Origin of the sequence: Arthrobacter roseus (assembly GCF_016907875.1) — a bacterium.
In the GTDB taxonomy this organism is placed as follows: Bacteria; Actinomycetota; Actinomycetes; order Actinomycetales; family Micrococcaceae; genus Arthrobacter_J; species Arthrobacter_J roseus.
Genome location: NZ_JAFBCU010000001.1, coordinates 1,421,802 through 1,445,287 on the forward strand (window position 1 = coordinate 1,421,802; position 23,486 = coordinate 1,445,287).

Genomic DNA, 23,486 nt, shown 5'->3' on the forward strand with positions numbered 1-23,486 from the left:
ATGAAACTCTTTGACACTGTTCTTGTCGCCAATCGCGGCGAAATAGCCTGCCGCGTCATCCGGACCCTTCGAGATCTAGGGATCCGGTCCGTTGCTGTTTACAGCGATGCGGACGCTGGCGCCCGACACGTGCAGGAAGCAGACTTGGCAGTCCACATTGGACCCGCCTCGGCCGCAGAAAGTTACCTCAGCATCGCTGCCATTGTGGACGCCTGCCGCGTTAGCGGCGCGAGCGCGGTCCACCCCGGTTACGGTTTCCTCAGTGAGAATGTGGAGTTCGCCCGCGCCCTTGATAAAGAAGGGATCACGTTCATTGGTCCCGGCGTTCATGCGCTGAATGTCATGGGTGACAAAATCCGCTCTAAGAACCACGTCATGGACCATGGTGTCCCAGTCGTTCCCGGTATCGCTAAACCCGGGTTGACGGATGAGCAGCTTTTAGCTGAAGCTCCCGGCATCGGATACCCACTGCTTATCAAGCCCTCAGCAGGTGGTGGCGGTAAAGGCATGCACGTGGTCGAAAAACAGGAGGATCTCGCGGATACGCTGCCGACTGCACGGAGGATCGCGGCATCGGCCTTTGGCGATGACACGCTTTTCATGGAGCGTCTTGTGCTGACTCCGCGGCACATCGAAGTCCAGGTCCTCGCGGACAACCACGGCAATGTGGTGCATCTAGGGGAGCGCGAGTGCTCTCTGCAGCGCCGGCACCAAAAAGTCGTTGAGGAGGCACCGTCTTCGTTGCTCGACCCTGAGACTCGGGCGCGTATCGGTAAGGCGGCGTGTGACGCCGCACGGAGTGTGGATTACACCGGCGCGGGTACGGTCGAGTTCCTGGTCGCGGATTCGGCACCTGACGAGTTCTTCTTCATGGAAATGAACACTCGGTTGCAGGTGGAACATCCGGTGACCGAGATGGTCACGGGTGTGGATCTGGTGGCATGGCAAATCCGTATCGCTGCTGGAGAAGAGCTTTCGCTTCGGCAGGAGGATATCGAGCTGCACGGTCACGCTGTCGAGGCCCGCGTTTATGCTGAAGATCCCGAGAATTCGTTCCTGCCCTCCACAGGCACTGTACTGCGGCTCGAAGAGCCCTCTGGTGAGGGCGTGCGGGTGGATAGTTCCCTGTTGGCGGGCGTCGAAATCTCCTCCAACTACGATCCCATGATTTCCAAGGTCATTGCCTGGGGGAAGGACCGCGAGCAAGCCCTCGACCGTCTGGACCGTGCCCTGGCCGAAACGATGGTCCTCGGGGTCAAGACCAACACGGAGTACCTGCGTCTGCTGATTAACGACGATGATGTTCGGGCCGGACGGCTTGATACCACCATGATCGAACGTAAGATGCCCGATTTCGAGTTTCGTCGTCTAGTCGGCTCAGAGCTCGCCGTCATCGCAGTGGAGTCCCTGCACCAGAGGGATGCGGATCTGGAGCGGGACAGCGTGCACAACGGCTCTCCCTGGAGCCGACGGGATGGCTGGAGGGTCGGTGCCAGACGTGGTCGGCGGGTGCCCCTGGAAGTCGAGCAGGGCGAAGTCCAGACGTTCGAGGTAGAGATCTCAGATGTCGGTTACCGTGTGCGCGCACCCGACGGCGTCCTCACCATGGTGCAGCAGGAAGCCGGCGCCCTATTTACAACCGTGGACGGCCTCCGCCGTTCTCTGAACGTAGCCTCTAGCGGTCGTACCGTCTGGTATTTCGATGACGGCTGGACCGTTCCGATCCATTCACCGAATCGGCAAGGACTGCTGCAATCGGAGCTGGCGGCGATCCTTCGTGCGGAGGGGGCAGTGGATCCGGACGTGCGCTCGTCCATGCCGGGGACGGTCGTCTCTGTATCAGTTGCCGACGGCGACACCGTGGAAGCCGGCCAGACCCTCGTTACGGTCGAGGCAATGAAAATGGAACATCAGTTGACGGCCCCGCTCGCGGGTACTGTGGCCGTTTCTCTCAAACCAGGGGACCTCGTGAAGGCACGGCAGGTCGTAGCAACGATAACGGCAGACGAAACTGTCCCGGACTCAGGGGCTCTCGTGGGCTCCGTCACAGAATAGGAAAGATCATGCCCAACTTTGAACTCAGCGAGGACCACCAGGATCTCGTGGACACCGTCCGCGAATTCGCCGACGAGGTCGTTGCACCTGTCTCGGCCAAACACGACGAAGAGCACAGTTTCCCCTACGAAGTTGTCTCCCAGATGGCGGACATGGGTCTTTTCGGTCTGCCTTTTCCTGAGGAATCCGGCGGAATGGGCGGAGACTACTTTGCACTTTCGCTCGCCCTTGAGCAGATCGCCCGGGTTGACCAGTCGGTTGCCATCACGCTGGAGGCAGGTGTCTCACTCGGCGCTATGCCTATCCACCGCTTCGGTACGGACGCGCAGAAGCAGGAATGGCTCCCGCTGCTCGCCAGCGGGAAGGCTCTTGCCGGCTTTGGTCTGACGGAATCGGAGGCAGGTTCAGACGCTGGGGGGACCAAGACGACGGCAAAGCTTGTCGACGGCGACAACGGCAGTGAATGGGTGATCAACGGAAGCAAGGAGTTCATCACCAACTCAGGCACGGACATCACCAAGCTGGTGACGGTTACCGCTGTGACTGGGCAGTCGGAGCGTGAAGACGGGTCGGTGAAGAAGGAGATCTCCACCCTCCTCGTGCCCACCAACACGCAGGGTTTCAAGGCTGAGAAGGCTTACAACAAGGTGGGTTGGAACGCCTCGGACACGCACCCCCTGACATTGAATGATGTCCATGTGCCCGAGGAGAACCTCTTGGGAGAGCGTGGCCGTGGCTACGCAAACTTCCTGTCCATTTTGGATGAAGGGCGTATCGCAATCGCGGCGCTCGCCACCGGCGCGGCCCAGGGCTGTGTTGAGCAGGCGGTGCGCTATGCCAAGGAGCGGCACGCCTTCGGCACCAATATTGGCTCCTATCAGGCCATCCAGTTCAAGATCGCACGCATGCATGCCCGGGCACACACAGCCCGCCTCGCTTACTATGATGCCGCAGCCCGGATGCTTGCAGGCAAGCCCTTCAAGACCCAGGCGGCCATGGCTAAGATGATCGCAGGCGAGGCAGCGATGGACAACGCTAGGGACGCCACTCAGGTCTTTGGTGGCTATGGTTTCATCAACGAGTTTGTTGTCGCCAGACACTACCGCGATTCCAAGATTCTCGAAGTTGGTGAAGGTACCACCGAGGTTCAGCTGATGTTGATCGCGCGTGATCTGGGCCTCTAGGCCACCTAGTACTGACCACTGACAAAGGAGTTACAGTGATTGACAAGGTTGTAGCCAGCGCGTCGGACGCTGTCGCTGACATTCCCGACGGCGCGTCTCTGGCTGTCGGAGGGTTCGGGCTCTGCGGGATCCCGGTTGCGCTGATCAGCGCGCTCCATGACCAGGGCACCTCTGAGCTTGAGACCATCAGCAACAACTGCGGCGTCGATGATTGGGGCTTGGGTGTCCTGCTGTCCGATGGCAGGATCCGGCGCACTATCAGCTCCTACGTCGGTGAGAACAAGGAGTTTGCCAGGCAGTATCTCTCGGGCGAACTTGAAGTCGTGCTGACGCCTCAGGGGACGCTGGCTGAAAAGCTCCGCGCTGGCGGCGCGGGCATCCCAGCGTTCTACACCACAGCGGGTGTGGGCACCCAGGTAAGTGAGGGTGGTCTTCCGCAGAAGTACGACGCCGAGGGGAACGTTGCGATTGCCTCGGAGCCCAAGGACGTGCGCGTTTTTAACGGTGCAGAGTACGTGCTGGAGGAGTCAGTCAACCCTGATTTTGCGCTGGTTCATGCGTGGAAGGGCGATCGCCATGGGAACCTCGTGTTCCATGCTACGGCGATGAACTTCAATCCGCTGTGTGCCATGGCGGGCAAGATCACCATTGCGGAAGTAGAGGAACTGGTGGAGCCCGGGGAGCTCGATCCGGAGCACGTCCACATCCCCGGGATCTTTGTTCAGCGTGTGGTTCCGGTAGCTGCAGGTACTCCGCAGAGTCAGAAGCGTATCGAGAAACGTACGGTGTCAGAACCGGTTAATTCCGGGGAAGGAAACTGATCATGGCATTGACGCGCAACGAACTTGCGGCCCGGGTTGCACAGGAGCTCAGGAACGGCCAGTACGTGAACCTGGGTATTGGAATGCCCACGCTCATTCCTAATCACATACCGAGTGATGTTGAGGTGGTTCTTCATTCCGAGAACGGCATTCTGGGCACTGGCCCCTACCCGTCCGAGGACAACGTAGACCCGGACTTGATCAATGCCGGCAAAGAAACAGTGACTGTCAACAAGGGCGCCTCGTTCTTTGATTCCGCATTATCCTTCGGGATGGTGCGTGGAGGGCACGTTGATGTTGCTGTCCTGGGGGCCATGGAAGTTGCGGCCAACGGTGATCTCGCCAACTGGATGGTTCCCGGAAAAATGGTCAAGGGGATGGGTGGCGCCATGGACCTGGTATTCGGTGCAAAACAACTGATCATCATGATGGAGCACGTAGACCGCAAGGGGAAGCCCAAGATTTTAGTGGAGTGCACACTGCCCTTGACGGGACGGGGATGCGTGAATCGAATTATTACGGATATGGCCGTGATAGACGTCGCGGCAGATGGTAGCGGTCTTACCCTGCGTGAAACGGCACCTGGTGTCAGCGTAGATGACGTCATTGCGGCTACGGGTGCGGACTTGGAGGTTCAGCTGACGTGAGTACCAACTCTCGGGACAACGAAGCTCGCAAGGTTGTTGAAGAGCGCGGCCTGTATTTCGATGAGATCGAAATAGAGACCGTCTATGCCCACAAGCCTGGGCGGACAGTGACGGAAACGGACAACGTCCTGTTCACCACGATGACTATGAATACGCAGGCGCTTCACCTTGACGCAGCGTGGAGTGAGTGCCAGCCTTTTGGCCAGCGGTTGATGAACTCCATGTTTACGCTGGCCACTATGGTGGGGCAGTCCGTTGCACAGTTGACGCAGGGAACAATTGTTGCCCAGCTTGGGCTGACTGACGTGATGTTTCCACATCCGCTCTATCAAGGTGACACGCTATACACGGAGACTGTAGTTACTGCTAAGCGGCTGTCGTCCTCGCGTCCTGGGCAGGGGATTGTGACCATGACCCACACGGGGCGTAACCAGAATGGAACTGTGGTGGCCTCGGCTTCGCGCACATGCCTGATGTGGACCCGTGAGGCGCATGTGGAAGGCGCGCAAAAATGATGCATAACGCCTTCGGCATGGGTCCCGCCCTGTTGTTCTGCCCAGCTGACCGTCCGGAACGTTATGGAAAGGCCATGGATCGAGCGGACGCGGTGATCCTGGACCTAGAGGACGCAGTGGCTCCGGAGGACAGGGCGCAGGCAAGAGAATCGCTGGTGGAGAACCCTCTTGATCCTGAGCGGACCGTGGTGCGCGTCAATGCTCAGGGAACTCCTGACTTTGATCTCGATCTGGCTGCACTGAAGAAAACTGAGTACTCCACGATCATGGTGGCCAAAGCTGAGGACCCGGGAGCACTTGCTGATCTTGTGCGGTACCGGGTTATCGCACTCTGCGAGACCGCGGCAGGGATCCTGGCTGCACCGCGAATAGCTGAAGTCAGAAATGTTGTCGGTCTCATGTGGGGTGCTGAAGATCTGGTCGCGTCCCTCGGCGGAACCTCCAGTCGGCACGCTAGCGGCGCATACCGGGACGTTGCACTGCATTCGCGTTCGAGGGTACTTCTTGCCGCGGGGGCGTTCGCAAAGGTTGCTATCGATTCTGTGTATCTTGATTTCAGGGATCTCGACGGGCTTGGTGAAGAAGCCCGCGATGCTGTTGCATCAGGCTTCGGGGCCAAGGCATGCATCCATCCTGGCCAGGCCGAGACAGTGAGAAATGCTTACCAGCCGACGCCGGATGAGGCTGATTATGCTCGGCGGATCCTGGCTGCAGCGGAAGGTCACGGGGGAGTGTTTCAGTTGGATGGCCGGATGGTTGACGGTCCCGTTCTTCGCCATGCTGAAGCGACCGTTCGCCGCGTCCGCCCCTGAGATAGGCTTACCGGGCACAAATTCGCGCTGCTGAACGTTTGGGATCATTGTGACCGTATTGCTTTTTGTTCTGGGAGTCCTCGCTGTCGTTGTCGGCGTGGCCGTGTCGATTGCCCTGCACGAGATCGGGCATCTGGTACCGGCGAAGGCGTTCGGTGTCCGGGTCGCGCAGTACATGATCGGTTTCGGTCCCACCATCTGGTCGCGGCGCCGAGGCGAGACCGAGTACGGGATCAAGGCGATCCCGGCGGGCGGATACGTCTCCATGATCGGCATGTTTCCGCCAGCCCGGGACAATGAGTCCAGGGTCCGCCAGTCCAGCACCGGTGTATTTCAGCAGTTGAGTGCGGACGCACGGGCGGTCGCCGCCGAGCAGCTGATGCCCGGCGATGAGAACCGGGTTTTTTACAAGCTGGCCGTGTGGAAGCGGATCGTCATCATGTTGGGTGGCCCCGTAATGAATCTGCTGATTGGCATCGTTCTCTTCGCCGTATTGATCATGGGCTTCGGGTCTCCTCAGGCAACCACCACGATCTCCAGTGTGTCGGAGTGTGTGATTCCCCTCAGCCAGCAGACGGAAACAGGGCAGACCTCGTGTGGTCCCGGGGATCCGAAAGCGCCTGCTTCCGCCGCTGGACTACAGCCCGGGGACACCATTGTCGCGTTTGATGGAAAACCTGTGAAGACGTGGCAAGGTATGTCCGCGCGGATCCGTGAAGCTGCTGGAGAAACGGTGGCTCTGTCGGTGGTGCGCGATGGCCAGCGGATTAATACCGAGATCACGCCGCTGCTGACGCAACGTCCCATTCCTGACAGTGACGGCCAACCGGTCGTGGATGAGGCCGGGCAGGCCGTTATGCGAGAAGTCGGTTTCATCGGTGTGGGCGCCAAAGAGGAACTGGTTCCGCAGCCTGCCAGCAAGGTCATGCCTGCCGTGGGCGAGAGTTTGGCTGGAGTCACCGGCGTCGTGCTTCATCTGCCGCAGCGGGTTGTAGAGGTGGGGCAGGCGGCATTCTCAGATGCGCCTCGGGACCCTAATGGGCCTATCAGCGTGGTGGGGGTGGGACGGATCGCCGGTGAGGTCTCTGCGATGGAGGAGATTCCCTTTGAGTCTCGGGCTGCGTATCTCGTGGGACTTGTTGGTGGAGTAAATCTGGCACTATTCGTATTCAACTTGATTCCGCTGCTACCGCTGGACGGAGGCCACGTAGCGGGTGCCTTGTGGGAGGCTGTGAGACGCGGTTTCGCCAAGCTTTTCAACCGGCCAGATCCGGGTCCCTTTGACATGGCGAAACTACTTCCGCTGACCTACGCTGTGGCTATTCTGATTCTGGGGATGGGTGCGTTGCTGATTTATGCTGACATCGTGAAGCCGGTGAACATTTTTGGTTGATGATCGAACATCATCCATTAATGATTGTGTTTTATGAAACAACCTAATAAGGTTTACTTATGTTTGTCATGACCATCGATCAACAGAATAGTCGGAACTCGTCGGACGACGTCCCGCTCCTTCTGACTAAACTGAGCGCCGTGGAGACCATCTTGCACTTTGAACGCACGGTCGGTGATGAAATTCAGGGTGTCCTGAATTCGGCGCAGAGTGTCATCGAAGCAGCTTTCACTGCACTGAGAATGGGGAACTGGCATATTGGAATCGGTGTCGGAAAAATTTCCCTGCCGATGCCTGAGAACACCCGAGAAGCTGGTGGCACAGCGTTCATTGCGGCAAGAGGAGCGGTCGAGCGTGCCAAAAAATCCGGAAACCGAGTTCCGTTGGCAGTCGCAGGTTCTGAGAATGCGGCAGATGCCGAAGCGGTTCTGGTCCTGATCGGCGCACTAGTCACTGACAGGAGTGAGTCTGAATGGCGCGTGCTGGACCTGATCAGCCCGGGTGTTCGAGGGGGTCAGACTGCCGCAGCGGCAACTCTCGGCATTTCTCCGCAGGCGGTCAGCAAGGCTGTCCGGAGGTCGGGCTGGCAGGAAGAATGGGCAGCCCGTCCTGCTGCCGAGTACCTCCTCCAGAGGGCCGAAACTGAAAGCCGAGAAAGCTGAATGGAAATTCTCATCATTATCCTTGCTCTCCTGTTTGCAGGGATAGGAGGGTGGCCAGTTGCTGCGGCGATCCTCCGGGGCGCGGGCAACGTGAGTACATCAAACCCACTTGAGAGAGATGCGGAGAAACACACGCCGCGTCAGGCCCAGGACAGTCCGGCAGGGGAGCAGGACATAACGCCGGTTCAGGCCAGCAGCATCCTGCGTGGTGGACTTGTCATAGGGATACTTGAACGCCTTTGCGTTGCCTTTGCAGTATTGACGGGCGAATCCGTTGCCATCGCGTACGTTATCGCGATCAAGGGACTTGGGCGGTACCCCGAATTGAGGGAGACTCCCGGGGCGTCCGAGCGCTTCATTATCGGCACCCTCGCCTCCCTGTTATGGGCGGTCGCCGTGACTGCGCCGGTCCGGATCTGGTTTTTGTAACAGAGACTGCATTGAAGGGTTTCGCTCAGTATGGTGGAACCATGAACGTTTTCGCCGTCGAGTATACCTACAGCTCCCAAACATCCTTGGTTAGAGATGAACATCGCCCAGCACACCGCAGTTGGCTACTCGCACAAGAAGGTGAGGGGCATGTTCTCAGCGCGGGGGCATATGCAGACGGGACTGGTGCTCTGCTAGTCCTTCTGGGGGAATCAGAAGAGGCCATCAGTGAGCTGCTTGAGCAGGACCCATTCGCGATCGAAGGTGGAATTGCTGGAGTGAAAATTACCAAGTGGAAGCCGGTTATAGGCGCATTCGTAGACAAAGCCTGAGCGACGCCATGACAGCCCATCCGAAAGCTTGAGGGAGCAAGTCGTATGGCAAAAATACTTGCCGGGGACATCCCGTGGAGGCACCGGCCGGACAGGAGGACGCACGACCGCCGTCGTCGTCCGCTTGTCAGGAATCTTGTCGACGCTGACACACCGCAGCTGGCAGAGTTGGTGGACCGTGATCCTTCCACCAATGTATTCATCGCTTCCCAGCTTGAAATGGCAGGTACAGCAGCAGTCCAGACGTTCATCGGTGCCCAGATCCTGGGAGTATTCGAGCCGGATGGAACACTCAGGTCTGCCTGCTGGGCCGGGGCTAACATTGTCCCGGTGGGGATTGGACCATCGTCGGGGGATGGGGAACTGATCGGAGACCACCTCGGCCGTTCCGGAAGACGTTTCTCCTCGATTTTCGGGCAAGCGGAGGCAGTGGCTGCCATTTGGTCGGCCTTGAAACCTTATGCCCCGGAGCCATTCGCACTCAGACCCAACCAGCCGTTCATGCAGGCACTTCATCCGCCGTCAGTTGAGCCGGCAGCTGGGCTTCGCTTCACTGACCCCAGCGAACTCGAGCTGCTCCTACCGGCGTGCGTGACGATGTTTGAGGAAGAGGTCGGATATTCACCCTACCTGGGCGGGGAAGAACACTACCGGAAGCGGGTGGAATGGCTCATCCGCCAGCGTCACTCGCTCGTGGATGTGGACGATGCCGGATCGGTCTTGTTCAAAGCAGAATTCGGGACGGTGTCAACAAAAGCCGTACAGATACAGGGTGTCTGGATCAATCACCACTACCGCGGCCGAGGATTGAGCGCGGGTTATATGGCTGGCGTCGCGGCGATCGCCGCACAAACCGCACCGCTGGTCAGCCTCTATGTCAACAGTTACAACGAGCGGGCGATTGCAGCGTATCGGGCTGCCGGATTTGAACAGACCGGAACGTTCGCGACCATCCTCTTTTAAAGTTCAGCCCAACGACGTGAAATGCCCCGATGGAATCGTGTGCGACGGCCGTCGTCAGCTACATTGGTACGAGTCCCTCATGCCCCCGGCGCCGTCCCGCCCGGCGGCTGTCGCGTTGCTCGTAGAACGGATTCCGCCCGTGGTCCTTCGCTTTTCTCAGCTTTTCTTGCGCACATTGCGCGATAACCCGGCCGAAGCCGAGGTCGCCAGCCACAGATTGCTGGTCCGTGCCGGTTATATCCGACGTGCCGCCCCCGGAATCTACTCCTGGCTGCCCCTCGGTCTGAAGGTTTTGGCCAAAGTTGAGGCAATCATCCGTGAGGAGATGCTGGCCATTGGCGCACAGGAAGTGCATTTTCCGGCGCTACTGCCGAAAGAGCCCTACGAGGCGACCAACCGGTGGTCTGAGTACGGCGACGGACTCTTCAGGCTGAAGGATCGAAAAGACGCGGACTACCTTCTGGCGCCAACGCATGAAGAAATGTTCACGCTTCTGGTCAAGGATCTTTACAACTCCTACAAAGATCTTCCTGTCACCCTTTTTCAAATACAGGCCAAGTATCGGGACGAGGCGCGTCCGCGTGCCGGTTTGCTCCGTGGGCGCGAGTTCATCATGAAGGATTCCTACTCCTTTGACATGGACGACGACGGCCTTGAGGCCAGCTACCAAGCCCATCGGGCAGCGTATATTCGCATCTTTGAACGACTAGGTATGGAAATCGTGATCGTGTCTGCGGTGTCTGGTGCCATGGGCGGTTCCAAGAGCGAAGAGTTCCTGCATCCAACGCAGATTGGTGAAGATACTTTCGTACGTTCCCAGGGCGGTTACGCCGCGAATGTCGAAGCAGTGACGTCTATCGTCCCGGAAGATATCGATTTTTCGGACGCTCCTGCTGCTGAAGTGGCGGACACACCGGACACTCCGACCATTGACACCCTGATTGCAGCGGCCAATGATATTCGCTCCAAAGGTGACCGTGTCTGGACTGCAGCAGATACGTTGAAGAACGTTGTGTTGTCGGTTGTCCTGCCCGACGGCGGACGGCAACTTGTTGTTATCGGCGTCCCGGGTGACCGCAGCGTTGATCTCAAGCGTGTCGAGGCGAATATCGGAGCCCATCTGCCGTTTGACGGTGATTTGCAGGTGGAACAGGCATCGGACCAGGATCTCAAGCGCCATCTTGGCCTCGTCAAGGGTTATATCGGTCCGGGCCTCAGCGTGGACAGTCGCGTCCTCGGCGTTCAGGGCAGCACCGGCATCCTTTACCTCGTGGATCCACACGTCGTGAACGGTACAACGTGGATTACCGGAGCAAATATTCGGGGCAAGCATGTTTTTGGGCTCGTTGCTGGCCGTGACTTCGAATGGGATGGCACCATCGAGGCCGTGGAGGTTCGCGAGGGAGACCTTGCGCCCGACGGTTCCGGGCCACTGGAATCGGCACGAGGTATAGAAATGGGCCATATTTTCCAGTTGGGGCGCAAGTACGCCGAGGCATTGCACCTGAACGTACTCGACCGAAACGGTAAGTTGTCCACTGTCACCATGGGTTCTTACGGGGTCGGAGTCACAAGGGCGGTGGCAGCGCTAGCTGAATCAAACCATGACGACCGAGGCCTCATCTGGCCGCGAAGTGTTGCGCCGGCCGACGTTCATCTGGTTGCCGCTGGGCGCGGAGATGAGGTTTTCGAGGCCGCGGCCACCATCGCCAGCGATCTCGAAGCGGCCGGTTTAGAAGTCATTTACGACGATCGGGAGAAGGTGTCACCGGGAGTCAAATTCGGTGATGCCGAATTGATCGGTGTGCCGACCATCCTTGTCGTTGGTCGAGGGCTGGTGGATGGAGAGGTCGAAGTCAAGGATCGTAGAACCGGAACGGCGGAGAATGTTGCTGTGGAGGACATCGTCGAACACCTGAATCGTGTGGTGCGCGGCGAATAGTCGCAACAGTTGATGGCCGGCCTCGACGAGATCACGCTGGCGACACTGCTACTCGTGGTGATCGCGGGGTTCGTCGCAGGCTGGGTGGATGCGGTGGTTGGTGGTGGTGGGCTCATACAGTTGCCGGCCCTGCTCATGGTTCCCGGAATCAGTCCAATTCAGGCGTTAGCAACTAATAAGCTGGGGTCGATTTTTGGGACGACGACGAGCGCCGTCACGTATTTTCGACGAGCCAGACCGGATTTAAGGACAGCGCTGCCGATGGCGGGAGTCGCGTTGGTGGGCAGTCTGGGCGGTGCGTTCATGGCGCTCTCACTCCCGCAGTCGGTATTTAAACCTATTATTGTGGTGGCCCTGATCCTCGTAGCGATCTTTACGGCTTTCCGGCCCACTGTTGGTACGCTAACCCAACTTCGGCACAAGGGGAGGCGGCATTATTGGATTGCTGCGCTGATCGGTGGTGTCATCGGTTTCTATGATGGCTTGATCGGGCCTGGCACCGGTTCGTTTTTGGTGATAGCGATGGTGACGCTGCTTGGCTATAACTTTCTGGCATCCAGCGCCAAGGCAAAGATCGTTAATATGTTTACCAATGCCGGAGCACTCATGCTGTTCATTCCCAGCGGAACGGTGTTGTGGTCCCTGGGCCTGATCTTGGGAGCGGCGAATATGCTCGGGGGCTATCTCGGCGCTCGAATGGCGATCACTCGTGGAAGCCGCTTCATCCGCATTATTTTTCTGACCGTCGTGACAGTTCTGATTATTAGTTTGGGACATGATGTGTGGACGGAGAATTTCCAGTCCACGGGGAATTAGCAGATCACACGACTCCGCTGGCATCCAAAAGGCTACCGATGGCGAAAGTCGCGACGAGCGCAATCGCTCCGCCGATGACCACCCGAACGGATGCCTTTGTCCTGGAGCTGCCGCCGATGACGGCGGACGCCCAGCCAGTCAGCGCCAATGCGGCGAGGACTGCGATGAACGTCACCGGCACCCGCCAGCCTTGAGGCGGCAGTAGGATCGCCAGAAGGGGAAGTATGCCGCCGATGGTAAAGGCGATGGCGGACGCATAGGCAGCGTGCCATGGGCTGACTACATCATTCTGGTCGATGTTCAGCTCCGCCGACAGGTGGGCTTCTAGGGCGTTGTTGTCCGTCAGCTCTTCGGCAACCTTCCACGCAGTCGCGCTACTCATGCCCTTGGCTTCGTAGATTGCGGCAAGTTCGGCGAGCTCTTCCTCGGGCTGTTCAAGGAGTTCGCGTCGCTCCTTGTCTATGAGCGCCCGTTGGCTATCGCTTTGGCTGCTCACGGAGACGTATTCGCCCAGAGCCATCGAAATACCACCGCCGATCAGTCCTGCGAGACCAGCGGTCAAAATAGGTCCTGTCGCCGTCGTCACTCCGGCAACACCGACCACTATCGCGGCCACGGAAACAATTCCGTCGTTGGCACCGAGAACCGCCGCGCGCAGCCAGTTGAGACGTTGCGCCATATCGCCTTGATGTGGTTCGTTATCGTGTAGCTTCGGGACGTCCGTCATGGCACTACATAACCATCGGTCAGGGGGTTCTGCCAGTAAGCGGTGGTCCTGGACTGGCGTGGCCCTCGATCCCGGGGGTGGGGTCAGGCGCGGTTCCGGGATGACGTTGAGCGAGCGTGGCGGACTTGAGCCGGGAGATGGCCCAGTGCCGAACCGCGCCATTGCTCAGACTTATCAGGTCCGCGTAGGCGACGATGATCTGCGACTCCATGGTGTCTAGACTTGATGCCGGATCCGTGAAGTAGCCGGGGTCCAAAGCGTAGGCTTCCACTGTGGGAGGTGTCTCGTCGCACAGCGCCTTGAGAAACTCCGCGAGTTGGTCCGTCGCGGCGCGATGCAAAGCGATCTTGTCTTCAAACGCAGGAGCGCCAAGGCGCCCGGCGGCTACTTCGTAAGCATAGGTGGCGAGGTGCTCCGCACGCCGAAGTGATCGGACGGCCAAGGTTTCCGTGTCTGATCCATCTGCTTCAAGGCAAAGGGGATCGGTCGTGGGCGTGGAGGGCGATGCTTCGGATGCTGGCACAGACTCAGGGGCAGGTGATATTTCATTGGCCAGAACCCATTGCGCTGTTCCGACAGAGGCAAGTAACCGGGCGATACCTGGATCCGCCAGTTCGGCAACGGCTAGGTTGCGTTCGGCGCTTGTCCTCAGCGCTGCGATGAATTTTCCTTCATCTGGTGTACCTTGCGTATGCGTCGAAAGAGGGGACGGTTGAGTCGTACCGGCTGGACCGGGTACGCGCAGCAGCGCGGCGTGCTGGTTCAAGACCTCGGAGGCGGAGTGAAAGATATCTTGGCGGCCGTTTCCGGCAAGTAGCTGGGCGTTGCCAGCAAGCTCAGCTGCGGCCTGCGCAGCCGTATGCTGTGCCTGCACTGTAAAGGACGGGCGCTTCGCACCCTGTTCGGACACGATGAGTCCAAATCCCAGAACCACCAGGGCAATGACAGTGAAAACCAGAAATCGTCGGAGGAACCGTCCTGCACTCGCTGCGATCGTGCGCACTCGGCGTCGCGCGCCTCCTCCAGCTCTCCCCACAGCACACAATCCTGCCACGCCAGGGGCGTGTGGCCGTACCCGTTACGCCGGACCTACTGATTGTCGTTAGGCTAGTGTCACAACATCATCGAGTCGGAGGCAGTTATGAGGGAGCGGTCCCAGGGCGGCAACCGGAATCAGTCCGGAGAGCAAACGGCAGGTCGGCTGCCGGTTGAACAGTCGCAGCGTCTGTCGGACCTACTCCGGCCAGTGGTCCAGAATCACGGGCTGTACTTAGAGGGTGTTGACGTCAAAATTGCTGGTGCTCATCGTACCGTCGCCGTAATCGTTGACCTCCCCGAGGACCAGACCGGAGGAGTGGGGTTGAACTTGATCGCCGAAGTTTCCAGGGGCCTGGCCGATGCGCTCGACCAGGATCCGGGCGATGATGGCCAGCCGTATAGTCTCGAAGTATCTTCACCCGGCGTCTCACGCCCACTCACGGAACACCGTCACTGGCGTCGTAGCCTGAACCGGATGGTGAGTGTACGCACCACGGACGGCCGAGACCTCAGCGGACGCGTACTAAAGGTAGAAGACGACGGCGTGCTCATCCTTCCGCAGATGCCGGTCAAAAAGGGTGTCAAGCCCAAGCAGGGAGAAGAAGTACATCTGCCTTTCGACGACATACGCAAGGCAAGCGTCGACATTGAATTTGCTCACCCCGAAGACGGACACGTTATCGGGACATCGCCCGCAGCCGAGGAGGCCTAAATGGATATCGATATGAGTGCGCTGAGGCTGTTGGAAAAAGAAAGAGAAATTCCGCTCAAGGACCTTATGCCCACTATTGAGCAAGCGTTGTTGGTGGCCTATCACAAGACTCCCGGCGCGCATGAGCAGGCCCGGGCGGAGCTTGACGGCAAGAATGGGCATGTAACGATTTGGGCTGCTGAACTCGATGACGACGGCAACAGTGTCGGTGAGTTCGATGACACGCCGACAGGGTTTGGCCGAATCGCTGCCAGTACGGCGCGCCAAGTAATCTTTCAGCGCCTTCGCGACGCCGAGGATGACACCATACTGGGACATTTCAAGGGCAAAGAAGGCGAGCTGGTTTCCGGCCAGATACAGCAGGGCAATAATCCGCACATGGTGCAGGTGAATCTGGGAACAGTGGAGGCGCTTCTCCCACCGCCGGAGCAGGTTCCGGGGGAGAGCTACAAACATGGTTCGCGGTTGCGTGCGTTCGTCATCGATGTCCACCGCGGTATGAAGGGGCCATCAATCACGCTCTCACGCTCACATCCGGGTCTTGTCCGCAAGTTGTTTGAGCTAGAGGTTCCTGAGATTGCCGACAAATCTGTCGAAATTGTTTCACTCGCACGTGAGGCTGGACATCGGACTAAAATTGCGGTCAGGGCCACAAAGCCTGGCATCAACGCCAAAGGTTCCTGTATTGGTGAAATGGGCGCGCGAGTCCGGGCTGTCATGTCAGAGCTGAACGATGAAAAGATTGACCTCATTGACTACAGCGATGACCCGGCCACGTTCATCGCGAATGCGCTTTCTCCTTCCCGGGTGTCAGCCGTGACGATCACGGACGAGGCCGCACGTTCGGCCAGGGCGGTAGTTCCCGACTACCAGCTATCTCTTGCCATCGGTAAAGAGGGGCAAAACGCTCGATTGGCGGCTAAACTCACAGGCTGGCGCATCGATATCGTATCGGACGCGGTGTCGGCGAAAGCGCCGATCGAGCAGCCCTGATCCGCAGTCCATCCGGCGGGCGTGGGGTACAGGATGGACGGATAGGCTTCATAAACGCGATAGAATGACACCGACCGGGTTATTCACACCACGCCAGCCGGAGTCTGGAGGACAGTCATGACCTTTCGTGACCCGCCGACTCACGTGCCGCAGCGCACCTGCATAGGCTGCCGTGGCAAGGATGACCGTAGCGTTCTCGTTCGGCTGGTCAGATCGGGTGAAGACAGTTCCAGCGTCTTCGTCGATCCGAATTGCCGCATGCCGGGGCGCGGTGCGTGGTTGCACCGAAACCCAGAATGTCTGGAAATGGCCGTCAGGCGTCGCTCTTTGAACAGGGCCTTTCGGGCATCTGTCGAAAGCGATAAAGTGAAGGAATTTTTCCAGCACAACGTGGAGCCCCATCCTGGGGCGGCACGTGAATTGACCGTCCAATGTGAAAGCGGGTCTGAAAACTGATGGAAACCCGATGAGTACCCAGCGATGAGCGTCCAACAATGACTAATCTGTTGTGCTCCGCAGAGGGTCCCCTAAGGCTGGGAACAGCCGGGACCCACATCAAATATTAGACGGTTCGTGCCTGGCTCGGTGCGGACCGAGACAGGAGAAAAGTGGCCAAGGTCCGCGTACACGAGCTCGCCAAAGAGCTCGGAATCACTTCTAAGGACGCTGTAGCTAAGCTGCAGGAACTGGGCGAATTCGTTCGCTCCGCGTCCTCAACCATTGAAGCCCCCGTAGTCAAAAAACTCCGTGGGGCTTTCCCTGATGCCCCCGTGAAGACCGCTTCCGCGGCTCCACCGCAGGCATCCAAACCCAAGCCAGCCACAGGGACGGCTGCATCTCCAGCTGAGAACAAGGAATCTGCCCCAACACCTGGGGCGCGCCCCTCGGCGCCAAAACCGGGTAAAGCGGCGGCACCATCCGCGTCGCCTGAGACACCTGAACCCGCAGCAGCGAAGACACAGAGCGAGCCGGAGCCCAAGGCTGAGAAGGCAGAGGCCACGCAGGCCCCGTCGACTACGACAAAGCCTGCAGCAAAGCCGGGCGCACGGCCCACGCCCGGACCGGCAGCACCTGAGGCTCCAAGGCCTGGTGCCCGCCCGGGCAATAATCCCTTCGCCCCGTCGCAGGGAATGCCGCGGCCAAGCCGTAAGGATGACCAGCGGCCCGGCGGACCCCGTCCAGGTAATAACCCCTTTGCACCCTCACAGGGAATGCCAAGGCCGGGCCGTCGGGACGACGAACGTCCAGGTGGGCCCAAACCCGCTGCCGGTGCGCCGCGCACCGGAGCGCCTCGTACGGGGGCGCCACGTCCAGGAGCGCCCCGCCCAACCACTCCGAGTGGACAGCGTGCCACTCCGGGTATGATGCCGAACCGTACGGAACCACCGGCACCGGCGCGTGGTAATGATCGTCCAGGCGGTGGGCCACGGCGAGGTGGCGGAAGCGGCCCCGTTGGCGGCGGTTTTGGCAAGGGTGGCCGCGGTCGCGGTGGCACCGCCGGCGCATTCGGTAAGGGCGGAGCAGGCCGAGGTAAGCAGCGTAAGTCCAAGCGGGCAAAGCGCCAGGAACTGGAGCAGATGTCCGCTCCGTCGGCTGGTGGCGTGTCGGTACCTCGTGGTGACGGTAACACCGTTATCAGGCTGCGTCGTGGCTCGTCGATTTCTGAGTTCGCGGAAAAGATTGATGCAAACCCCGCGTCCTTGGTGACGGTTCTTATTCATCTGGGTGAAATGGCCACGGCCACGCAGTCGCTGGATGAGGGCACCTTTGAGGTGCTGGGCAAAGAGCTGGGCTATAAAATCCAGGTTGTATCGCCTGAAGATGAAGAGCGCGAGCTCTTCGATTCCTTCGACATCAACCTTGACGCCGAGTTGGAGGCTGAAGGAGACGAGGAACTCCAGGCCCGACCCCCCGTGGTCACAGTCATGGGACACGTCGACCACGGTAAGACGCGGCTTTTGGATGCCATCCGAAAGTCCAACGTCATCAGTGGTGAGCATGGTGGTATTACCCAGCACATCGGGGCTTACCAGATTGACCACACGCATGAAGAAGAGAACCGTCCGATCACGTTCATCGACACCCCGGGCCACGAGGCGTTCACGGCCATGCGTGCCCGTGGTGCGAGGGTGACAGACATTGCCGTGCTGGTTGTCGCAGCGGATGACGGCGTTATGCCACAGACCGTTGAGGCACTCAATCACGCTCAGGCGGCTGGCGTCCCGATCGTCGTTGCGGTGAACAAGATTGACAAGGACGGTGCCAACCCTGACAAGGTCAAGGGGCAGCTGACCGAGTACGGACTGGTTCCGGAGGAATATGGTGGCGACACCATGTTTGTCCACGTATCTGCGCTGCAGGGAGTCGGCATCGAGGAGCTGCTTGAGGCCGTGCTGCTCACAGCAGACGCTGCTCTTGATATGCGCGCCAACCCGGACAAGGACGCACGTGGAATTGCGATCGAAGCGAACCTGGATAAGGGTCGCGGAGCTGTGGCAACGGTGCTCGTCCAGTCCGGTACCCTGCAGGTCGGTGACACGATCGTGGCGGGCAACGCTCACGGACGCGTTCGCGCCATGTTCGACGAGAACGGAGCGAACCTCACTGAGGCTGGACCTTCACGTCCGGTCCAGGTCCTTGGTCTCTCCACGGTTCCGCGTGCAGGAGATACATTCCTGGTGACATCAGACGAGCGTACGGCCCGTCAGATCGCTGAGAAGCGGGAGGCGGCGGACCGCAATGCGGCCCTGGCTAAACGCCGTAAGCGTGTCAGTCTGGAAGACTTTGATCAGGCTGTCGCCGAGGGCAAGATCGATACTCTCAACCTCATCCTCAAGGGCGATGTGTCCGGTGCTGTCGAAGCCCTCGAGGACGCACTGCTCAAGATCGATGTTGGCGAAGGCGTTCAGCTGCGAGTTATCCACCGTGGAGTTGGTGCGATCACCCAGAACGACGTCAACCTGGCAACAGTGGACAGTGCCGTCATTATCGGGTTCAACGTTCGTCCTGCCGAGCGGGTGGCCGAATTGGCTGACCGCGAGGGCGTGGATATGCGCTTCTACTCGGTCATCTACGGGGCCATCGACGACATTGAGAATGCGCTCAAGGGCATGCTCAAGCCGGAGTACGAAGAGGCTCAGCTCGGTACGGCGGAGGTCCGGGAAGTCTTCCGGTCCTCCAAGTATGGGAACATTGCTGGCTCGATTGTCCGCAGCGGTATCATCCGTCGTAACACCAAGGCACGTTTGGTACGTGATGGAGCCGTCGTTGGAGACAACCTCACTATTGAGTCGCTCAAACGGTTCAAGGACGATGCCACGGAAGTCCGCACGGACTACGAGTGCGGTATCGGCCTCGGCTCGTTCAACGATGTCAAGGAAGGCGACATCGTCGAGACGTTCGAGATGCGCGAAAAACCACGCATCTAAGATGTCCTGTTGGGAGGGACGGACAAGACGTTCGTCTCTCCCAACGGAATGTCATATCAAGAAACTTTCATGCCTGGAGACCCTAAGGAGCGGTTATGGCAGACCCGGCACGCGCAGCACGGCTTGCGCAGCGAATCAAAGTGGTCGTCGCGGAGGCATTGCGTCGGCGCGTCAAGGATCCACGCATGGAGGCGATCACTATCACGGACGCCAGAGTCACCAACGATCTCCAGCACGCAACGCTCTACTACACGGTTTTTGGGGACAGCGAGCAGGCAGCAGATACCCGGAGAGCGCTTGAATCAGCCAAGGGTGTGCTGCGCAACGAAGTTGGTCGGAACCTCACTGTCAGGTTGACTCCCACCTTGGAATTCGTTCCAGATGAGATTCCTGTGAACGCGAGCCATCTCGAAGGGCTGCTCCGCGCGGCCAAAGAACGGGACGCTGAAGTCGCTGCGTTGGCGCAGGGTGCTGCCTTTGCAGGCGAACCAGACCCGTACCGGACAGAGGACGCAGCAGAGGACCCCGTTGAGGGGTCGGATCTTGGGACCGACGGAACCGTCCGTCCTGACGATACTGACGACGAACGCTAGGGTCGCTGTGGGAGGCAAACCGCAGTCGGGACCTTCTGGGCTGATCATCGTGGACAAGCCGCAGGAATGGACAAGTCACGATGTCGTCGGGCGTGTGAGACGACTGGCAGGGACCCGGAAAGTCGGGCACGCAGGAACCCTGGATCCGATGGCCACTGGAGTCCTGGTCGTAGGCGTCAACAAGGCAACGCGGTTGCTCACCTACATCGTGGGAACGTCTAAGACGTATGCGGGCACGATTCGTTTGGGACAGTCAACGCGAACGGACGATGCCGAAGGCGAGATTCTCGCCGAACACATCGCCGCTGCGGTGACGGAAGAAGCCGTTCTGGACGTTGTGGCGTCGCTGACAGGTGAGATTATGCAGGTTCCCAGCAGCGTAAGCGCTATCAAAGTCAACGGTGAGCGCGCCTATGCCCGGGTCCGTTCAGGCGAGGAAGTGTCTCTGGCTGCCCGTCCGATCACCGTGCATAGTTTCGAAGTCGCTGATGTCCGCCGGATCCGCGGTGGCAAGCTCGTGGACGTCGATGTAACTGTGGACTGCAGTTCGGGCACCTATATACGTGCCCTTGCACGAGATCTGGGTAGCGCGCTGGGTGTCGGCGGTCATTTGACCGCGCTACGCAGAACCAGAGTGGGACCGTACTCGCTGGAGGGCGCATTTACGCTGGAAGAGTTGGCTGAAAACTTCAATATGCTCAGCTTGGACGATGCAGCGCGGGCACTGTTCCCCGTACGTGAGCTCTTGGATACGGAAGCCGTGGACCTGTCCTTCGGGAGACGGATTCCGGCAGGGACTGGCACCAACGAGGGGCCAGTGGCTGCGTTTGCACCAGATGGCAGGCTGATGGCACTTCTGGAGGACCGAGAGGACGCAGCCAAGCCGCTTCTCGTGTTTGCGGCAGACGATGGAGGATCCGCCCGGTGACAGCCGCCGGATTCTTCATCGTAGGTGCTCTCGTATGTCTTATCTCGACATTACTCTGTTTCGGGGCAGCAACGCTGAGGCAACCGCCGAACGACATCACGATTATTTCGGTAGCGGTCGTGGAGCTTTTTCTCGTTGTTTATGCTGTCTCAGCTGCTATTAGACAGTTCACCGGAGAACCCGTCCTAGGTGAGCTCTGGGAGTTCTGGGGATACCTCCTGACCGCCCTGCTGGTGCCCGTTGGGGCTTTTTGGTGGGCCATACTTGAACGCTCCCGCTGGAGCAATCTAGTTCTTGGTGCAGTGGGTATCACCATTTTTGTGATGCTGTTCCGCATGGAACAAATCTGGAGTGGAGCGGTGAGTATATGAGTCATTCCTTGACCGGTGCGCGGCGACCCCCCGAACCATCAGACCGGCGGTCCGGGCCCGGCCGGTTACTCATCGCCGTCTATGGGATTTTTGCTGTCTCGTCGACAGCTAGGGCTGGTTACCAGATAGCCACGAAATTTGGTGAGGCACCCATCGCGTACTTACTCTCGGCCCTCGCCGCCGTGGTGTACATCATCGCAACGGTGTCTCTTGCACGCCGAGGGAACAGTGCGTTCTGGGTCGCCGTCGGGGCTGTCGGAGTCGAACTCGTGGGCGTGTTGACGATCGGTTCGTTCAGTATTGTCGACACCGGGGTTTTTCCGCACGACACCGTCTGGTCAGCGTTCGGCATGGGATACGGATTTGTGCCACTTATCCTGCCTGTTCTTGGGTTGCTGTGGCTTTACCGTCATAGGCCCTCCAAGCTGGATAGAATTCACATAGACGACGAGCCGAGGAGAACACCATGACGGAACCAAGCCCAGAGAAGGGGAACGCTGGCGCCGGTGCCCACGAGTCAGCTTCACAGCCGCCAGCAAGTCGTGTCGGCAAGAGCGGAAACGGCAAGAAGACGCCAAGTGCCGGAGCCAAGACGGTGGTTGACGGCGGCAAAGACCGCAGTGATTGGAACGTTTTTCGCACCGTAGTGATCGCTGTCGGCGTCGTCGTCATTGGGTTTGGTGCTTATGCCCTCGTGACCGGTACTGCCGGATTGCCCGAATCGTCCGATCAGCCCATCAATGCGACGCTGGAGAGCCAGTTCCGGTTCTTTGCGGCAATGATGGTTGGAGTCGGCGCAGCTTTTGTCGCGATTGCCATCAAGTTCCAGTGGTCGAATATGTTGTGGCTAGTCTGCTTGATGATATTCGTCGGCGGTATCGGCCGCGTTCTCTCGTGGGCCTTTTCCGGCACCCCGCATTTCACCCTGATCATACTCATGGTCATTGAATTGGCGTTTCCTGCTGCGCTGGTCGTGTGGCACGCCTATATCGTCAAAACCAGTGAAATCAAGCAGCAATACGCTCAGAGCCGTTAATCCGGAGCTGTCAGCAACCAAGTTCTTTCGATATTCCCTGCAGGAGCCACGTGTATTTCTGGAATGACCTCGACGAAGTCCCTGAGGAATTCGGTCCGTCGGTAGTGACCATCGGAAACTTCGACGGCGTGCACCGGGGCCATCAGCAAGTCCTAAAGCAGTTGGTCGGCGAGGCGGAACGGATGGAGGCGGCGGCTGTCGTCATTTCCTTTGATCCGCATCCGGCAAAGGTCCACCGCCCCGAATCCGCTCCGGAGTTGATCATGGGGCTCCCGGGCAGGGTTCACACCTTGGCTGATACGGGCATTGACGCACTGCTGATGATGACTTATACCTTGGAACTGGCCGAGAATTCTCCCGAGGAATTCGTGCGCCAGGTCTTCGTTGACAGTCTGCATGCCAAAGCCGTGGTCATTGGTCACGACGTCCGATTTGGCAAAGGGAACAGCGGGGACCTGTCCACAATGCGCGAGCTCGGAGCTCGCCTCGGCTTTGCCGTCGTCGTTGTCGATGAGTTCGGGCAGAGTCTCCCCAAAGACCCGCAAGCCGAGGACCAGGGGCGCCGGTGTTCGTCCACGTGGGTTCGTGAGGCTCTGGCGGCAGGTGAAGTAGCGACCGCGGCACGCGTTCTGGGCAGGACGCACAGGGTACGCGGCGAAATTGTCCATGGTGCCGAGCGGGGCCGAAAGCTGGGTTTCCCGACCGCAAATTTGTCGCAGCAGGCAACCGGCATGATCCCACTCGACGGTGTTTACGCGGGCTGGTTGGTCGATGCAGCCGGAAAGCGTTGGCCCGCGGCAATCTCGGTGGGATCCAACCCTACGTTTGAAAATGTTCCGCGACAGGTAGAAGCTCATGTCATTGACAGGCCCACGGAGCGCACCGAGGACTTCAACCTCTACGGCCAGATGGTCATTGTCGAATTTGTCGACCGTCTGCGCGGTATGGTCGCCTACGAAGGGCCAGAAGCTCTGGTGGAACAAATGCACCGTGACGTGGCCTTGACACGCAGCGTGCTTTCGACAGATCGGTCTGCTGACCGGTAACCTTGGGGTTGGTCCGGCTGCAGTCCGCGGTTGCTGGACCGGC

At 59.2% G+C, this 23,486-nt stretch carries 25 protein-coding genes; 23 read left to right on the plus strand and 2 right to left on the minus strand.

The genetic code is table 11. From position 1 onward, the window contains the following. The 13 genes from JOE65_RS07045 (at position 1) to JOE65_RS07105 (ending at position 12,571) form a co-directional block, all read left to right on the plus strand. Positions 1–2,055: an acetyl/propionyl/methylcrotonyl-CoA carboxylase subunit alpha gene (locus JOE65_RS07045; protein WP_205162543.1), complete on the plus strand. Its 2,055-nt coding sequence runs from the start codon at positions 1–3 to the stop codon at positions 2,053–2,055. Between the two features lie 8 nt (positions 2,056–2,063). After that, positions 2,064–3,239: an acyl-CoA dehydrogenase family protein gene (locus JOE65_RS07050; RefSeq protein ID WP_205162544.1), complete on the plus strand. Its 1,176-nt coding sequence runs from the start codon at positions 2,064–2,066 to the stop codon at positions 3,237–3,239. 35 nt (positions 3,240–3,274) lie between these two features. Beyond that, the gene (locus tag JOE65_RS07055; RefSeq protein WP_205162545.1) at positions 3,275–4,060 is read left to right on the plus strand and encodes a CoA-transferase; all 786 of its coding nucleotides are present in this window, start codon (positions 3,275–3,277) and stop codon (positions 4,058–4,060) included. A gap of 2 nt (positions 4,061–4,062) precedes the next feature. Next, positions 4,063–4,707, plus strand: a complete 645-nt coding sequence (locus JOE65_RS07060) for a CoA transferase subunit B (RefSeq protein WP_205162546.1) — start codon at positions 4,063–4,065, stop codon at positions 4,705–4,707. After that, positions 4,704–5,222, plus strand: coding sequence for a MaoC/PaaZ C-terminal domain-containing protein (locus JOE65_RS07065; RefSeq protein ID WP_205162547.1), 519 nt, complete (start codon positions 4,704–4,706; stop codon positions 5,220–5,222). The genes JOE65_RS07060 and JOE65_RS07065 overlap by 4 nt, the downstream gene beginning before the upstream one ends. Continuing rightward, a complete protein-coding gene (locus JOE65_RS07070; protein ID WP_205164071.1) occupies positions 5,222–6,034 on the plus strand; it encodes an HpcH/HpaI aldolase/citrate lyase family protein in 813 nt (270 codons plus the stop codon). The genes JOE65_RS07065 and JOE65_RS07070 overlap by 1 nt, the downstream gene beginning before the upstream one ends. Before the next feature lie 46 nt (positions 6,035–6,080). Next, complete coding sequence (locus tag JOE65_RS07075) at positions 6,081–7,427, plus strand: site-2 protease family protein (RefSeq protein ID WP_205164072.1); 1,347 nt, start codon at positions 6,081–6,083, stop codon at positions 7,425–7,427. A gap of 59 nt (positions 7,428–7,486) precedes the next feature. Continuing rightward, a complete protein-coding gene (locus JOE65_RS07080; protein ID WP_205162548.1) occupies positions 7,487–8,089 on the plus strand; it encodes a MarR family transcriptional regulator in 603 nt (200 codons plus the stop codon). Beyond that, complete coding sequence (locus tag JOE65_RS07085) at positions 8,090–8,518, plus strand: hypothetical protein (protein ID WP_205162549.1); 429 nt, start codon at positions 8,090–8,092, stop codon at positions 8,516–8,518. It begins immediately after the preceding gene. Between the two features lie 41 nt (positions 8,519–8,559). Next, positions 8,560–8,850 (plus strand): YciI family protein, encoded by a 291-nt coding sequence (locus JOE65_RS07090; RefSeq protein ID WP_205162550.1) that lies wholly within the window; start codon positions 8,560–8,562, stop codon positions 8,848–8,850. A 45-nt stretch (positions 8,851–8,895) separates the two neighbouring features. Then, a complete protein-coding gene (locus JOE65_RS07095; protein WP_205162551.1) occupies positions 8,896–9,813 on the plus strand; it encodes a GNAT family N-acetyltransferase in 918 nt (305 codons plus the stop codon). 139 nt (positions 9,814–9,952) lie between these two features. After that, entirely contained in the window at positions 9,953–11,755 is a 1,803-nt protein-coding gene (locus JOE65_RS07100; RefSeq protein WP_205164073.1) for a proline--tRNA ligase, read from the plus strand. 12 nt (positions 11,756–11,767) lie between these two features. Then, complete coding sequence (locus tag JOE65_RS07105) at positions 11,768–12,571, plus strand: sulfite exporter TauE/SafE family protein (protein WP_420827492.1); 804 nt, start codon at positions 11,768–11,770, stop codon at positions 12,569–12,571. Between the two features lie 4 nt (positions 12,572–12,575). On the opposite strand, the gene JOE65_RS07110 is transcribed toward JOE65_RS07105, so the two are convergent. Together JOE65_RS07110 and JOE65_RS15465 are read right to left on the minus strand one after the other, a co-directional pair. Then, positions 12,576–13,298: a VIT1/CCC1 transporter family protein gene (locus JOE65_RS07110; RefSeq protein WP_205162553.1), complete on the minus strand. Its 723-nt coding sequence runs from the start codon at positions 13,296–13,298 to the stop codon at positions 12,576–12,578. A 19-nt stretch (positions 13,299–13,317) separates the two neighbouring features. Continuing rightward, positions 13,318–14,301: a DUF4439 domain-containing protein gene (locus JOE65_RS15465; RefSeq protein ID WP_205162554.1), complete on the minus strand. Its 984-nt coding sequence runs from the start codon at positions 14,299–14,301 to the stop codon at positions 13,318–13,320. 138 nt (positions 14,302–14,439) lie between these two features. Here JOE65_RS15465 and JOE65_RS07120 point away from each other — a divergent pair, with 138 nt between their 5' ends. The 10 genes from JOE65_RS07120 (at position 14,440) to JOE65_RS07165 (ending at position 23,443) form a co-directional block, all read left to right on the plus strand. Next, positions 14,440–15,048, plus strand: a complete 609-nt coding sequence (locus JOE65_RS07120; RefSeq protein ID WP_205162555.1) for a ribosome maturation factor RimP — start codon at positions 14,440–14,442, stop codon at positions 15,046–15,048. Further along, positions 15,049–16,041 (plus strand): transcription termination factor NusA, encoded by a 993-nt coding sequence (gene nusA / locus JOE65_RS07125; RefSeq protein WP_205162556.1) that lies wholly within the window; start codon positions 15,049–15,051, stop codon positions 16,039–16,041. Between the two features lie 117 nt (positions 16,042–16,158). Continuing rightward, positions 16,159–16,497 carry a YlxR family protein gene (locus JOE65_RS07130; protein WP_205162557.1) on the plus strand — a complete coding sequence of 113 codons (339 nt, stop codon included), beginning with the start codon at positions 16,159–16,161 and terminating at the stop codon, positions 16,495–16,497. A gap of 152 nt (positions 16,498–16,649) precedes the next feature. Then, complete coding sequence (gene infB / locus JOE65_RS07135) at positions 16,650–19,469, plus strand: translation initiation factor IF-2 (protein WP_205162558.1); 2,820 nt, start codon at positions 16,650–16,652, stop codon at positions 19,467–19,469. Between the two features lie 95 nt (positions 19,470–19,564). After that, complete coding sequence (rbfA, locus tag JOE65_RS07140; protein ID WP_205162559.1) at positions 19,565–20,062, plus strand: 30S ribosome-binding factor RbfA; 498 nt, start codon at positions 19,565–19,567, stop codon at positions 20,060–20,062. Between the two features lie 7 nt (positions 20,063–20,069). Continuing rightward, on the plus strand, positions 20,070–20,990 hold the full coding sequence (truB, locus tag JOE65_RS07145) for a tRNA pseudouridine(55) synthase TruB (RefSeq protein ID WP_205162560.1): 921 nt from the start codon (positions 20,070–20,072) through the stop codon (positions 20,988–20,990). Next, on the plus strand, positions 20,987–21,361 hold the full coding sequence (locus tag JOE65_RS07150; protein WP_205162561.1) for a hypothetical protein: 375 nt from the start codon (positions 20,987–20,989) through the stop codon (positions 21,359–21,361). Before truB ends, JOE65_RS07150 begins: the two co-directional genes overlap by 4 nt. Then, the gene (locus JOE65_RS07155) at positions 21,358–21,831 is read left to right on the plus strand and encodes a hypothetical protein (RefSeq protein WP_205162562.1); all 474 of its coding nucleotides are present in this window, start codon (positions 21,358–21,360) and stop codon (positions 21,829–21,831) included. The genes JOE65_RS07150 and JOE65_RS07155 overlap by 4 nt, the downstream gene beginning before the upstream one ends. Further along, positions 21,828–22,397: a DUF4345 domain-containing protein gene (locus JOE65_RS07160; protein ID WP_205162563.1), complete on the plus strand. Its 570-nt coding sequence runs from the start codon at positions 21,828–21,830 to the stop codon at positions 22,395–22,397. The genes JOE65_RS07155 and JOE65_RS07160 overlap by 4 nt, the downstream gene beginning before the upstream one ends. 50 nt (positions 22,398–22,447) lie before the next feature. Then, positions 22,448–23,443: a bifunctional riboflavin kinase/FAD synthetase gene (locus tag JOE65_RS07165; protein ID WP_205162564.1), complete on the plus strand. Its 996-nt coding sequence runs from the start codon at positions 22,448–22,450 to the stop codon at positions 23,441–23,443. The last annotated feature ends 43 nt before the right edge of the window (positions 23,444–23,486 follow it).

Excerpts from the sequence above, each read along its gene's own strand:
- JOE65_RS07045 (WP_205162543.1), top strand. The coding sequence starts at position 1 with ATGAAACTCTTTGACACTGTTCTTGTCGCCAATCGCGGCGAAATAGCC.
- JOE65_RS07050 (WP_205162544.1), top strand. The coding sequence starts at position 2,064 with ATGCCCAACTTTGAACTCAGCGAGGACCACCAGGATCTCGTGGACACC.
- JOE65_RS07060 (WP_205162546.1), top strand. The coding sequence starts at position 4,063 with ATGGCATTGACGCGCAACGAACTTGCGGCCCGGGTTGCACAGGAGCTC.
- JOE65_RS07070 (WP_205164071.1), top strand. The coding sequence starts at position 5,222 with ATGCATAACGCCTTCGGCATGGGTCCCGCCCTGTTGTTCTGCCCAGCT.
- JOE65_RS07080 (WP_205162548.1), top strand. The coding sequence starts at position 7,487 with ATGTTTGTCATGACCATCGATCAACAGAATAGTCGGAACTCGTCGGAC.
- JOE65_RS07085 (WP_205162549.1), top strand. The coding sequence starts at position 8,090 with ATGGAAATTCTCATCATTATCCTTGCTCTCCTGTTTGCAGGGATAGGA.
- JOE65_RS07090 (WP_205162550.1), top strand. The coding sequence starts at position 8,560 with ATGAACGTTTTCGCCGTCGAGTATACCTACAGCTCCCAAACATCCTTG.
- JOE65_RS07095 (WP_205162551.1), top strand. The coding sequence starts at position 8,896 with ATGGCAAAAATACTTGCCGGGGACATCCCGTGGAGGCACCGGCCGGAC.
- JOE65_RS07105 (WP_420827492.1), top strand. The coding sequence starts at position 11,768 with ATGGCCGGCCTCGACGAGATCACGCTGGCGACACTGCTACTCGTGGTG.
- JOE65_RS07110 (WP_205162553.1), bottom strand. The coding sequence starts at position 13,298 with ATGACGGACGTCCCGAAGCTACACGATAACGAACCACATCAAGGCGAT.
- JOE65_RS07120 (WP_205162555.1), top strand. The coding sequence starts at position 14,440 with ATGAGGGAGCGGTCCCAGGGCGGCAACCGGAATCAGTCCGGAGAGCAA.
- nusA (WP_205162556.1), top strand. The coding sequence starts at position 15,049 with ATGGATATCGATATGAGTGCGCTGAGGCTGTTGGAAAAAGAAAGAGAA.
- JOE65_RS07130 (WP_205162557.1), top strand. The coding sequence starts at position 16,159 with ATGACCTTTCGTGACCCGCCGACTCACGTGCCGCAGCGCACCTGCATA.
- rbfA (WP_205162559.1), top strand. The coding sequence starts at position 19,565 with ATGGCAGACCCGGCACGCGCAGCACGGCTTGCGCAGCGAATCAAAGTG.
- JOE65_RS07155 (WP_205162562.1), top strand. The coding sequence starts at position 21,358 with ATGAGTCATTCCTTGACCGGTGCGCGGCGACCCCCCGAACCATCAGAC.
- JOE65_RS07160 (WP_205162563.1), top strand. The coding sequence starts at position 21,828 with ATGACGGAACCAAGCCCAGAGAAGGGGAACGCTGGCGCCGGTGCCCAC.